The following is a 12938-nucleotide window of genomic DNA, read 5'->3' as shown; positions in this document are numbered from 1 at the left end:
GCATAAGATGTATTTCTAAAAAAATATAAAAAAAATAGAGACCTTCTCAATCTCTATTATCCGGCTAATGCCTTGTTTAATTTTCTTGTAAGTCTTGAAATTTTTCTAGCTGCTTCATTTTTATGAATAACATTTTTTGTAGCTGCTTTTTTTAGTTTCTTGTCTGCTTCTTTTAAAAGTTCTTTAGCTTCATCTAAATTTCCAAGATCAATAGCACTGTTAAACTTTTTAATAGCATTTTTAACTTGAGTACTTCTATGTTTATTTCTTAACTCGTTTCTTCTGGAAACGTCAATTCTTTTGATTGCAGATTTAATATTTGCCATACTAGCACCTCCACTCCTAGATTATTAACTTAACAAATTTTAACAGATTTTCCCTAAATTTGCAAGAATTTTTTATTATCTTTAAGATTTTCCCCTGTCAGAATATTTTACAACAAGGCTTTCCATTTCAAGCATGTCATCAAAACTTGTGGATTTAAAGATCTCATCACTTTTTAAAAGCTCATAATAAAAGCTAACTAGAAAGTCTTTGGAAAATTTTTTTTCATAGGACCTTATCTTTGAAAATTCAAATTTTTTTATGTCCAGCTTATTCATTATGTCATTAGGATTATAGGATTTTTCCCTTAATTCCTTATAGGATAAAAGGAGTCTAACCTGCCTTGCAAACATAATAAAAACTCTCTGCATGGGTTCATTGGTCTCATGAAGTTTATTTAATTCAATTAAGGCTTTTTCAGGATTTCTATTGTAGAGGGCATCTAAAAAATTAAAAATATTAGAATCCTTAGACTCAGATAAAAGATTTTCAATGTCTTCTCTCTTTACAAAATCATCTTTAGCATAGGCTATAATCTTGTCCATTTCATTTTTAAGATCCAGTAAATTTAGGTCAGAGTTTTTTAAATTGTAGCCTGTTAAGGAAAGAAAATAAGATATTTCAGAGGGCCTAATTTTTTTTCCCTTCTTTATAAAATAAGATTCCACAAATTTTTGACCTTCAAGGGGATTTAATTTTGGAAATTCAATATTCCTCTTATTTTTTTGAAAATATTTAAAAAATTTTGTAGTCTTTAAAATATCGTCTTTGGCATAAAAAATTAAAATTAAAAAATGAGCTAGACCGTCTAAAAATTTATAAAAATCATCATTTAAAGAATTTTCCTTTAAAAACTCCCCTGCATCTTTAAGGACAATAATTTTTTTGTCTGCCATTAGAGGATAGGTTTGGCAGGCTGCTTTTAAGTCATCGGTTTTTACTTCCTCTCCCTTAAAATAAATTAAATTAAAGGACCTTGAAGTCTTATCCGTATAAAAGTTTATTAAATATTCCAAGGCATTTTCCATTAACAGTTTTTCCTGACCATAAAATAAAAAAGCTTTAGATAGGTCTTTGGCCTTGTAAATTTCCCTGTAATTCATATTTTTTTATTATCCTTCCGTAAAGGGCTATAAAGATTATATTATAGGCTAGCCCCTCTAGTATATTTACTTTACCATAGTTTTTTATCCTAAAAAAGTTTTTCTTTAAAAGAATATCTACTTCTCCCTTAGTTGTGAAAAAAGTTTTTACACCAGCATTTTTTAAATTCTCTAGGGCCTCCTTGTGGGGATGACCGTAAGAATTATTTACCCCGCAAGAAATGACCCCAATTTTCGGCCTAATTTTATTTAAAAATTCTTCACTTGACGAGCTTGAAGATCCGTGGTGAGCAACTTTTAAAATATCAATATGACCATTAATTATATTAATTAAGTTTCCTTCAATTTTTGATGAAACATCTCCCGTATATAAAATCTTCTTACCCTTAAATTCCAATAAAAGAACCATTGATTTGTCATTTGCCTCATCGCTTTCATCTATTTCTGAAAGGACAGTAAATTTTAAAGCACCACTTTTATAAAAATTCCCAAATTTTAAAATATAATTTTTATGAATTCCATCACTATAGGATGAATAAATATTTTTTACCTTGAAACTTCTCACAAGCTTGGGGAGATTGCCTGCATGGTCTTCATCAAAGTGGCTTATAAAAACTCCATCTATTTTCCTTATGCCTAAAGATTTTAAAGCCGGCTCAAGATAGCTTTCAAAAATTTTATTTTTCTGCCTTGCTCCGCCCACATCAATTAAATAATTCTTTCCCTTATAGGAAATAAGCGATGCATCGCCCTGATCCACATAAAAATGAATTTCCTTTAAAGAATTATAATCACTTACAAAAGTTAAGCCAGTGATGATAAAAATTATAAAGAGATAAGCCATAAAATATTTCCTAGCTCTATAATAAATTTCATAATACTTGTTGTAGGTCAAAAGGAAAAATACTAGGATGTAATATAAAAATATAGGGCCTCCATTAAAGGCAAGAATATTAAGCCTGAAATCCTTAAGGCTTAAAAGAAAAAATTCTCCATAAAAAATAATTTTAAAAATTAAGTTTATTAGAAATCCCAAGGGTCTAAGACCTAAAATCAATATATAGCCAAGGGTAATTACTCCTGAATACAAGGGGACGAGTATAAAATTTGCAAGAAAAATAAATAGACTCACTCCTCCAAAATAATAATTTATTATGGGAAAAATAATAATAAGAACTGAAAAAGTTAGGGCAAAGGACTTTAAAATAAGAAAATTACCTGACAGCCTATAGGAAATTTTGGGATAGATATAAAAAATTCCCACAACTGCCCCATAAGACATTAAAAAGGAGAAAGAAAAAAGGGCGTAAGGATTTATTAAAAGCATAAGCATGGCTGTTGAATTTAAAATTTCCTTTGATGAAATATTTGTTTTTAAATAAAATCTAAGCCTATAAAAAAATAAAAAGGCAAAAGCCCTAATGCCTCCAACTGGAAAGTCAACTAAAAATAAATAAAGACCTATTATGAAAAAAGTCAAAAAATCTGAAATTTTGGCAGAAGAAAAAAGCCTTTTAAAGATAAAGGATAAAAGGGCAAATAAAATGCTTATATGAAAACCAGAAATTGCAAGGACATGGCTAATTCCAAGATCCTTAAAATTCTCCCCATCTTCTGGGTCAAGAAAGGACTTGTCAGAAAGAAGAATTGTCTTTAAAATCCTTGCTTGCCTATTATCTAAAGACCTATCAATATTATTTTTTGCAAAATTTTTAAAAGTTCCTAAAAATTTATAAAATTTTTCCCCGTCCCTAATTTTATCCATATGATAAATTTTTCCAGATAGGTCAATTCCTTGGGACTTATAAAAGATTTCCCTATTAAAATTACCCCTATTCATGGCAGGAAGAAAATTTGAAAAAGACCCGTCAATTGAAAGAATATCTCCCCTACTTGCAGGACCAAAAAATAGGATTTTTATTTTTTTATGCCTGCCATTTATGGAGGATGTCTTTAAAACAAAACGGTCTTCTTTTGCCATTACAACTTTCCCCACAAGATTTCCTTCAAATGATTTGACCTTAAAAGAAGCCGTCATGGAAATTATTAGAGAAAATAAAAAAATTATGTATGATAGTTTATATTTTTTCTCTTTAATAAAAATAAAAGGCAGGGCAAATAAAATTATAAAAAAATATGTAGGCAAATTTATGCCAATAATAATTCCTAAAATTTGACTTAATAAATACACAAAACCACCAAAATAATTATATAATTAAAAGTAAAAAAATTCTATATGCCTAACATTTAAAAAAATCTATAATATGTTAAAATATTTGTGGAGGTTATTATGAGTAAAATTTATATAAGGGCTCCTTATAAAAAGGAATACAAAATAAAAATTGAGCACATTAGAAATGTTGCCAACCATATATATGCAAAGCTTGAAGAAGATGCAGCTTTTTATGGAAATAATAAAGTTTCAGGAGATATATTCTCTGTTGATGATATGCCCTGCCACTTTTTAAAAAATACAAATAATGAATATATAGAAATTTCAGATTCTTCAAAATCAAATATTGAAATAAAAATTAATTGGCAAGAAAGACTAAAGAATATGCAAGGGAATTTAGGTCTTGCAATTTTTAGGGCCTATATTGAAAAAACTTCTTCCTATGCCGTACAAAATTACAGGGTTAAGGGCAAAGAATTATATGTAGATATAGGGGCAAAGGATATTGCCTTTGTAACTTTAAAAAATTTAGAGGAACTTTCAAATTATTTAATCACTGCAAATTTAGATGTGGAAAATAGGGATGGAACTATTTTTATAGATTCAATTGGAGAAATTGAATATTCAGGCCCTGCTTTAAAAAGAACTGGCGAAGTTGGCCTTATTCTTGTGAATGATATTGAAAAAACTTTAAATGGACTAAGGATTCATCTTTTGGCAGGCACAAATGCCCTGAAAACTTTTAGGGAAAATATTGCCCTTTTAAATAATATTAAATCTTACTTAAATGTCTCCTCTAGGGAAGAAATTTTCCCTGCCATAAAAAAATTAAAATAATAAGGGGGTTTTTTATGAATATAAATTTAAATGACATAAAAAATTTAAGAGAAGAATTTTTAGAAGACAGGGCTAATCGCATTGCCCAAAATGCTGCAACAAAAAATGGAATTTTTAAGGCTTCCTATAGAAATGTTGTAGATAAGTCAAATTATCCTGAATTTAATATAGACCTTAAAAAGACAAAGGTTGATAACCAAAAAAGATCAGGCCGCTGCTGGATGTTTGCCGCTCATAATGTTATGAGATATAAGCTTATGGAAAATTATAATTTAGAAGATTTTCAGTTTTCCAAAAACTATCCCCTTTTCTTTGATAAACTTGAAAGATCAAATTATTTTTTAAATACAATAATAAATACCTTTGATGAAGAAGTTTCCGGAAGACTTTTAAGCCACCTAATGACAAATGATCTTTTATCTGACGGTGGTCAATGGGATATGCTTAAAAATTTAATTAAAAAATACGGTCTTGTGCCTTCCTATTCCATGCCAGAAACTGCAAATTCTGAAAATACAACAGATTTAAATGACTATCTGAAAAAACTTCTACGCTATGATGCCATGGCTTTAAGAAATGCTCATAGGGAGGGAAAATCAAAAGACGATTTGGAAAAGATGGTTAAAGAATTTTTAAAAGAAATTTATAGGGTACTTGCAATTTCTCTTGGCAATCCCCCAGAAAAAATTGACTTTGAAGCAAGGGATAAAGACGGAAAACTTGTAGCCTATAAAAATTTATCTCCTAAAGAATTTTTTAAGGATTTTGTGGGCATGGATTTAGATGCCTATGTTTCCCTAATTAATTCCCCAACAGATGACAAACCATTTTATAGAGCCTATTCAGTAAAATATTTGGGAAATATTTTGGAAGGCGATAAAGTTTCCTATATTAACCTTCCCATAGAAGAATTAAAAAAAGCAGTTTTAGCACAAATTAAAGATGGTGAACCAGTCTGGTTTGGCTGTGATGTCGGACAGTTTTTAGATAGAGAAAAGGGAAGAATTACCCTTGACACTGTAAAAGTTAATGATTTATTTGGCCTTGAATTTAAAATGAATAAAGGACAAAGACTTGACTATCATGAATCCCTAATGACTCATGCTATGGTCTTCATGGGTCTTGATTATGATGAAGCAAATAATAAAATTAATAGATATAAGGTAGAAAATTCTTGGGGAGAAGATACAGGCTCCAAGGGATTTTACGTTATGAGTGACGAGTGGTTTGACGAGTATCTTTACCAAGTTTTAATTAATAAAAAACATCTTTCAAAAGAAATTTTGTCAGCCCTTGATAAGGAAATAATTGAACTTGAACCTTGGGATCCAATGGGCTCCCTTGCTAAATTTAAATAATAAGGCCGGCCTTGTGTCGGTTTTTACATATGGGGGTAAAATGAAAAATTTAAAAATTAAAGGCTTTGAATTTGAATCCTGTAAGGAAAAAATTCCCTATTCATTAATTCATGATTCAAAACCCATTAGGCTTTCAGAGGAGATGACCATGGCCCTTGAACTGCTTTTATGGTATGTGCCAAATATAAATTCCATGCAATCCTCAAAAAATGAACTTGTCTCATCTATGGATTTTGATGATTTTGTCTTTGGCATTTGCAAGGAGAAAATGAACTTAAATAATTCTGATGTTTGCTTTTTAGATGACATAAGTCCAGATGTGGTAAATTTTTATTTAAAGGTCCTTTGCCCTCGAGATGAAAAATTAATTTTGACCAGGGCCTTAAACGAGAGCAAAACAGATTCACTTTTAAGGCATATTAGAAATTCAATTGCCCATGGCTGCTTTAATGTGGTCAGTGATTTATTTATAGGTTTTGACTTTAAGTCATCTGCAAATAAATTATCTGAATGTTCTGCAATTATAAAAATAAAGCCTCAAAACCTTTTAAAAGCTCTTCTTGCCCTTGAAGATGAAGTGACAAGTGAAAGGCTGGCACAAATTGCCCTGCAGAGAACGGGATATTATGTAGAAAAATTTGGAAAATATGACAGCTCTCATTCTTTTGATTTTTTTGTAAAAAAAGATGATAAAAATTTTGCCCTTGAGGTTAAAAAATATAATGGCTTTGAAACCCTACCCCAAGATGAAGTAGATAAACTTGTAAGGCAATTTGAAAATATTTCAAAAGATCTCATTCCCATTTTATTTATTAATACCTCTCTTTTAACGGATAAGTCCAAGGAAAGACTTTTGCAAGAAAAAATTATAATTCTTGACATAAAAAATATAAAAAAGATGCTTAATAAAAGAGATATGATTGGAGAAATTGTAAAAGATTCAGGCGCATTATAAAAGGCGAGGATTTTCCCCGCCTTTCTTTTTTTAGAGGGACAGTCCACAAAGAACAGCTCCTCTTATTTAAAATTAAAATCTTTTAAATTAACTAATCTTTTGCAAATGCCATTATTATCGCCATTAACATTACAATTACATTTATCATAATAATAAGCTCAGGTGTTACATCAATATTTAAAGGCATTTTAAATTTGAACTCTAATGCTCTTTCTATAAGTGTTAAAGGTATTTTTAATAAATTTATTATTAGTAGGATCTTTTATAATCTAATACTTTTTTCTTTGCCTTTCATTTAAAATACAAGCCCCTTAATTAAATCTCAAAATTATTTTGAATTATTTTTAAGACTATTTATTTGATCTTCAAATTTTTTTATATCATTTTCAAGCTCCATAATCTTTAAATTTAAATCATCTATTTTATTTAGCTTATTTTGAAGCTTGCTTTGGGTTAAAATCGGAAAACCATCAAGACCTTTTTCAAATAAATCTGTGTAGATTTTTTTATTTTCTTCAAACAAGTCTTTAATTGCCTTTGATTTTTCTTGATATTGCTTAGAATCAATTAAATCACTATATACATCACTTAATTTTTTACTATAAAATTTGAAGAAGTCACTAAAATCTTCAAGACCCTCTTCGCTATCAAGACCCTTTAAATATTCTTCTTGAACCTTTAAACTTGCCTTCATTGAGCTTTGGTTTAAGAAAATATTAAAGTCTAAAATCTTAAGTCCAATGTCTAAAAGTTTTTCAAAATTTTTCTTATTTTCTTTCTTTTGCTCTTCAGTTATACCAAAAATAGGCCCATCTTCATATTTGTCAAAAGTTTCCCTATAAAACTTTTCAATTTCTTCAAGGGCAAATTTGGGCTGCTTATCAAGCATAGTCTTAAAATATTCTATATTTTTCTTGGAGATATTTAGAATTGGTCCTATAAATGAATCTAATGAAAAATTTGAAAGAACATCAAATAAATTTACAGGCATAAACTTTTCTAAATTTTCCTTAGCAAGATTTACCAACTCTTCATTAAAAATCTCATAGATATTAAGTAGGCTCTTGTGAGTCTTTGAAAAATCATAGGTCTTATAAAAATCACTATAGGAATTAAATACCTTTTCTAAGAGCTCCATATTAGCTTTATAGGAATCTAAGGCCTTTTGAAAATCGGGCATATTTTTAAAATTTTCCTTAAAGGCATCACTATACATATTACTTAATTTGGAATATTGTCCAAGAAAATCCTTCCAGTTATTATTAAGATTAAAATTAGATAAATTTTTGAAAAAATCTTCCTTAGTGAAATCAAGATTAAAATTTTTGCTATAAGAATCATAAATCTTCTTTTGTTCTTCTAACATATTCTTTTGAAACTCTACTAGCTTTTCGAAATAATTTAGATAACTCATCTCTTCCTCCATTTTCATTTTATTTTTTACTATTTTACCTAACTAAACCTGTAACCAACTACAAAATCACTGGCTAAAATAGTTTATCATAAACTACTATGTACTGTCAACTAATATTTTACTTTCAAAAAATGCCTTTATTTTTAAATAATTTAAGTTCCATGATAAAAAAGGGGCATCTTTCTATTAATTTCATACCCTTAAGAGCCCTCCTTAAATCATTTAAGGAATTAATAGGTAATTTTCCCTTACTTTTAGAAAAGAATTGCGACTTTTATAATAAATTAAGACAATTATTGACAAAATTTGTCCTTTCCTTTATAAAATCCACAAAATATGCTATAATTTAATTAAGTTATGACTATGAGTATGGGAGGATACATAATGGATCAAAATTTTACATTAGACGATTTTATTTTTAAGGGTGATGTTATTGTCGGTATGACAAGAGCAGGCAAGGATAAGGTTAAAGCAGAAGGAATTACTGAAATTATTATTCCAAAAGAAAGCCCTGAAGGAGTTCCTGTTAGAGTTATTGGAGAAAATTGTTTTTTCAGAAGAAGATTTGAATCTGTAGTTATTCCTGAAACAGTTGAAGAAATTGGTTACGATGCCTTTGGTCAAAATTCTATTACAGAAGTTATTATTCCTGATTCAGTTAAAAAAATTGCAGGCTTCGCTTTTTATAGAAATAAATTAGTAGATGTTAAGATGTCAAAAAATGTTGAATTTATTGGACCATCTGCCTTTGCTTTAAATGAAATCGAAGAAATTAATTTGCCAGATACTTTAGAAGAAATTGGTGTTTCTGCTTTTTATAAAAATAAAATTCAAGAACTTAAATTACCTGAATCTTTAAAGAAAGTTGATATGTATTCATTTAACAAAAATGCAATTATGGAAGTTAAGGTTCCAAGTTCTATTGAATTTTTACACGAAAGAGCTTTCGACCCAACAACTCATGTAGAAAAATAAATTAAATAAGGTCAAAAAAATAGCTAACACTTTTTTATGTTAGCTATTTTTTTATGTTTTTTTAATGTTCTGTGAAATTTATTTCATCAAAAACTGCTTTTTTTAAGATTGGATACAATAAATCTGCAAGTAATGCTCCTGCAATGCCTTGTAATAAATTTGGTACAAAAGATAAAATTGCTGTTGGGAAATTATAAAGAATAATTCCTTCTGCCAATAAGTAACCAATTGCCATTACAATTCCACCGATTAGTCCGCAAATAATAAAGTGCAGATTTGTCTTTTCACGAAGAGCTCCGCAAACGTAGCCTTCAAGACCTTTTACTACTAATGTTATCGGTGCATAATAAGTATAGCCTAACAATATGTCAGCTAAAGCTGATCCTATTCCGCCAACAAGAGCTCCACTAGTTCTTCCCATTAAAAGGCCTGCACAAATTAAAACTGTATCCCCAATATTTAGGTAGCCCTTTGTTGCAGGAATTGGAATATGAATAACCATTGTAGCTATTGTAGTTAATGCCATAAACATAGCAAGAATTGTTAGTTTTTTTGTAGATAAATATTTCATGCCATCACCCCTTCCTAAATAACTATAACAAATTTTTTACAAAAATTATATACCTATTTTAATTTTATATAAAAAAATGAGTCTAAATTTTAGCTTGCTTAATTATAAAGATAGATTTGGATCGGCAAAGGTATTTGTATCATATTTGCCAGATTTATATAAATAATAGGCCGCTGATCCAATCATGGCTGCATTATCTGTGCATAAATCTAAAGTTGGGTAATAAATTTTTATGCCCTCTTTTTTGCCCTTTTCTTCAAAGGCTTCCCTTATTCTTGAATTTGCAGAAACTCCTCCTGATAGGACAATTATATCCATATTTTTTTCATAAGTTAATCTAAAAGTTTTTTCTACTAAAACATCAACAACTGCTTCTTGAAATGATTTTGCCAAATCCTCTTTTATAATTTCTTCTCCCTTTTGATTTTTTTGATTTATATAATTTAAAACTGCCGTCTTAAGTCCGGAAAAAGAAAAATTATAGGAATCTTCTTTTATCATAACTCTTGGAAAACTTATAGTTTCTTTTCCATCTTTTGCAAGTCTATCAATAACCGGGCCGCCAGGATAGGGAAGATTCATTGCCCTTGCAACTTTGTCAAAGGCTTCTCCTGCTGCATCATCAACAGTTGTTCCATAAATTTTAAAGTCTATAAAATCTTTAACTTCAATTAAATAAGTGTGCCCCCCAGAAATTATTAAACCAATAAATGGCGGTTTTAAATCCTTATGGACTATATAATTTGCACATACATGGCCCATAATATGATTGATTCCTAAAAAGGGTTTATTAAGTCCAAGGGCAAGGGCTTTTCCTGCACTTAAACCCACAAGAAGAGCTCCGATAAGTCCTGGCCCTCTTGTTGCACTTATTAAATCAATATCTTCAAAAGTAAGATTTGATTTTGCCATGGCCTCATTTATAACAGTATTTATAGCCTCAACGTGTTGCCTTGAAGCAATTTCAGGTACAACGCCTCCATATTTTTTATGAGTATCTATTTGTGATGCAATAATATTTGCAAGAACTTCCCTTCCATCTTTTAAAAGGGCACAGGAAGTTTCGTCACAAGATGATTCTATTGCTAAAGTTATCATGTTAATCTCTCCACATAATAAAGGCATCTTTGTCAATGCCGTAATAATCTTTTCTTATTGAAACAGCCTTAAATCCATACTTTTTATAAAGACTTAAGGCCCTAGTATTTTTTGTATTGACTTCTAAAGTGATTTTTAAATTGTTGTCATCTGCATAGCTAATTAAATGCTTTAAAAGTTTGCTGCCAATTCCCCTACCCCTATATTCTGGAGCAGTTGCCACATTTTGTATATGAATTTCATCGAAAATTTTCATATAAGAAATATAAGAAGTAACTTTTCCATCAAGGGCTGCAATTAATATTTCAGCTAACTTATCTTCAACAATAAGCATTCTTATAGATTTTTTTGACCAAGGTAAGTCAAAGGAAAATTTATCTATATTAAAAATTGCATTTACATCATCTTCAAAAGCTTTTCTTATTTCTATTGGCATAATTATTCTCCGCTTGAGATAATTTCAAATAGTTGGGCACAAGCTTATAAAAGTCCTCTGCTCCCTCTTCTTTATATTTTTTTAGGGCGAGAGCAGCTATATACTTTGCATCCATTTGTAGGAATTTTCCAGCCCTTGCCTTTTGAAAATATCCTAAAAATTTGGGACAGTCAACTCCTTGAAGGGTGACTTCTCTATTGCCCACAATTTTTGAAAATTCTTCAATACTTATTATTTGATCAGGAAGAATAATTTTAAAATCTTCTCTATTTTCAATTAAACTTGCATAGACAAGTCCACGTCTAGCATCAATTAAAGGTGCAACAAGACCCTCTTCTCTTAAAGCAAGGGCATCAAGTGATGATACGCTTACAATATCTTTTTTTAAAACTTGGGCCAAAACTTTTGCAAAGGAAAGTCCAATCCTAATTCCTGTAAAAGAGCCTGGGCCAATTCCAACTCCTATTAAATCTATGTCATTAATGTCAAAGTCAAACTTTTCAAAAATATCTCTAATCATGGCATCTATTGATTCGCTATGATAAACTGACCCCGTTAATGAAAAAAGTCCAAGGACATTTTCATCTTCTGTCAGGGCTAAACTTGTTGTCCTTGTTGATGTGTCAAGAGCCAAAATTTTCATAAATTTTCTCCCCTAAAACCTTATATTTCTCACCTGCATAAGAAATTTTTATTTTTCTTATGCCATCTTCTAATTTTATATTAAATTCTAAATATTCTTCTGGCAGAGAATTTGCAATTTTATTTGCCCATTCCACAACAGTTACTCCATCACCATAAAAATATTCATCAAAATCCAAATACATGGTATCGAGACCCTCTTCCAGTCTATAGGTGTCAATATGATAAAGATTTATTTTCCCCCTATAGATATTAACTATTGTAAAAGTTGGACTTGTTACCGGACCTTTTATTCCCAGACCCTCTGCAAGGGATTTTGTTAAAGTTGTTTTGCCTGCTCCTAAATCTCCATTAAGTAATAAAACCATACCCTCTTTTAAATTTTCTCCTAAAAATTTTCCAAGGGCATGAGTCTTATCAAGTGTTTCTAATTTAATTTCCATTAATCTATAGTAATTTCCTTTACGTGATTTTCAAATTTAAAGGCTTCTTTTGGACCCTTTTCTTCTCCCGGCTCGCCAAGAGCAATTAAACATTCAACATTATATTTGTCTTCAAGTTTAAGCATCCTATGAAGGACATCTTGTGATAAATTTCCATCCTTATCCACTGCATCAGTAACATTAACCCATGTTGATCCAAGGCCCTTGTCAGCTATTGCAAGCTGAAGATATGAAGCTGCAATACAAGCATCTTGGTGGAAGGTATTTTCAGCAAGTAATTTATCAGAAATAACTACAATGACAAGATTTGCTCCTGGAACAAAAGCTGATCCCATCTTTTTAAATTCTGAAATTTTTTCAATTGATTTTTTATCCTTAATGATGAAATATTTTAAAGCATCTCTTCCCTTTGCTGTTGGTGCACGAAGGGCACATTCAAAAATATAGTCTATTTCTTCATCAGTAATTTTTCTGTCAGTAAATTTTCTAATACTTCTTCTTTTTTTCGTTAAATCTAAAAACATACTATCACCTGTGAATATTATAACATATAAAATTTTACTTATACTTTCATTTTTGTAAAAAGAATGTAATAATATAGCTTGGAGG

14 protein-coding genes are annotated in these 12938 nt (G+C 29.9%); 4 read left to right on the top strand and 10 right to left on the bottom strand.

Annotation, left to right across the window (positions count from 1 at the left end):
- Positions 1-56 precede the first annotated feature (56 nt).
- The 3 genes from rpsT to BQ4446_RS03525 form a co-directional block, all read right to left on the bottom strand.
- Positions 57-326 carry a 30S ribosomal protein S20 gene (gene rpsT / locus BQ4446_RS03535; protein WP_071026700.1) on the bottom strand — a complete coding sequence of 90 codons (270 nt, stop codon included), beginning with the start codon at positions 324-326 and terminating at the stop codon, positions 57-59.
- Between the two features lie 81 nt (positions 327-407).
- Positions 408-1427 (bottom strand): DNA polymerase III subunit delta, encoded by a 1020-nt coding sequence (holA, locus tag BQ4446_RS03530; protein ID WP_071026698.1) that lies wholly within the window; start codon positions 1425-1427, stop codon positions 408-410.
- On the bottom strand, positions 1387-3618 hold the full coding sequence (locus BQ4446_RS03525; protein WP_071026696.1) for a DNA internalization-related competence protein ComEC/Rec2: 2232 nt from the start codon (positions 3616-3618) through the stop codon (positions 1387-1389). The genes holA and BQ4446_RS03525 overlap by 41 nt, the downstream gene beginning before the upstream one ends.
- A 99-nt stretch (positions 3619-3717) precedes the next feature.
- On the opposite strand from BQ4446_RS03525, the gene BQ4446_RS03520 reads away from it, so the two are divergent.
- Genes BQ4446_RS03520 through BQ4446_RS03510 form a run of 3 tightly spaced genes read left to right on the top strand, consistent with a single transcriptional unit; the run spans position 3718 to position 6750 of the window.
- Positions 3718-4437, top strand: coding sequence for an alanyl-tRNA editing protein (locus BQ4446_RS03520; protein WP_071026694.1), 720 nt, complete (start codon positions 3718-3720; stop codon positions 4435-4437).
- Positions 4438-4451: 14 nt separating this feature from the next.
- A complete protein-coding gene (locus BQ4446_RS03515) occupies positions 4452-5795 on the top strand; it encodes a C1 family peptidase (RefSeq protein ID WP_071026692.1) in 1344 nt (447 codons plus the stop codon).
- 40 nt (positions 5796-5835) lie between these two features.
- Positions 5836-6750 (top strand): restriction endonuclease, encoded by a 915-nt coding sequence (locus BQ4446_RS03510; RefSeq protein ID WP_071026690.1) that lies wholly within the window; start codon positions 5836-5838, stop codon positions 6748-6750.
- Between the two features lie 328 nt (positions 6751-7078).
- Here the strand turns inward: BQ4446_RS03510 and BQ4446_RS03505 are convergent, their stop codons facing one another.
- Positions 7079-8164, bottom strand: a complete 1086-nt coding sequence (locus BQ4446_RS03505) for a poly(R)-hydroxyalkanoic acid synthase subunit PhaE (protein WP_071026688.1) — start codon at positions 8162-8164, stop codon at positions 7079-7081.
- A 384-nt stretch (positions 8165-8548) separates the two neighbouring features.
- Between BQ4446_RS03505 and BQ4446_RS03495 the strand changes: the two genes are divergently transcribed.
- Positions 8549-9139: a leucine-rich repeat domain-containing protein gene (locus BQ4446_RS03495; protein WP_071026684.1), complete on the top strand. Its 591-nt coding sequence runs from the start codon at positions 8549-8551 to the stop codon at positions 9137-9139.
- 61 nt (positions 9140-9200) lie between these two features.
- On the opposite strand, the gene BQ4446_RS03490 is transcribed toward BQ4446_RS03495, so the two are convergent.
- From BQ4446_RS03490 to BQ4446_RS03465, 6 genes are all read right to left on the bottom strand, one after another.
- Positions 9201-9710 carry an ECF transporter S component gene (locus BQ4446_RS03490; RefSeq protein WP_071026682.1) on the bottom strand — a complete coding sequence of 170 codons (510 nt, stop codon included), beginning with the start codon at positions 9708-9710 and terminating at the stop codon, positions 9201-9203.
- A 102-nt stretch (positions 9711-9812) separates the two neighbouring features.
- A complete protein-coding gene (gene tsaD / locus BQ4446_RS03485) occupies positions 9813-10808 on the bottom strand; it encodes a tRNA (adenosine(37)-N6)-threonylcarbamoyltransferase complex transferase subunit TsaD (protein ID WP_071026680.1) in 996 nt (331 codons plus the stop codon).
- 1 nt (position 10809) lies between these two features.
- Positions 10810-11244 (bottom strand): ribosomal protein S18-alanine N-acetyltransferase, encoded by a 435-nt coding sequence (rimI, locus tag BQ4446_RS03480; RefSeq protein ID WP_071026679.1) that lies wholly within the window; start codon positions 11242-11244, stop codon positions 10810-10812.
- A complete protein-coding gene (gene tsaB / locus BQ4446_RS03475; RefSeq protein WP_071026677.1) occupies positions 11216-11887 on the bottom strand; it encodes a tRNA (adenosine(37)-N6)-threonylcarbamoyltransferase complex dimerization subunit type 1 TsaB in 672 nt (223 codons plus the stop codon). Before tsaB ends, rimI begins: the two co-directional genes overlap by 29 nt.
- On the bottom strand, positions 11868-12329 hold the full coding sequence (tsaE, locus tag BQ4446_RS03470; RefSeq protein WP_071026675.1) for a tRNA (adenosine(37)-N6)-threonylcarbamoyltransferase complex ATPase subunit type 1 TsaE: 462 nt from the start codon (positions 12327-12329) through the stop codon (positions 11868-11870). The genes tsaB and tsaE overlap by 20 nt, the downstream gene beginning before the upstream one ends.
- Positions 12329-12853 carry a nitroreductase family protein gene (locus BQ4446_RS03465; protein WP_071026673.1) on the bottom strand — a complete coding sequence of 175 codons (525 nt, stop codon included), beginning with the start codon at positions 12851-12853 and terminating at the stop codon, positions 12329-12331. The genes tsaE and BQ4446_RS03465 overlap by 1 nt, the downstream gene beginning before the upstream one ends.
- Positions 12854-12938 lie beyond the last annotated feature (85 nt).

This window comes from Peptoniphilus raoultii (assembly GCF_900099555.1).
Classification (GTDB): Bacteria; Bacillota; Clostridia; order Tissierellales; family Peptoniphilaceae; genus Peptoniphilus_A; species Peptoniphilus_A raoultii.
This window is presented reverse-complemented; position numbering and strand designations above follow the sequence as displayed.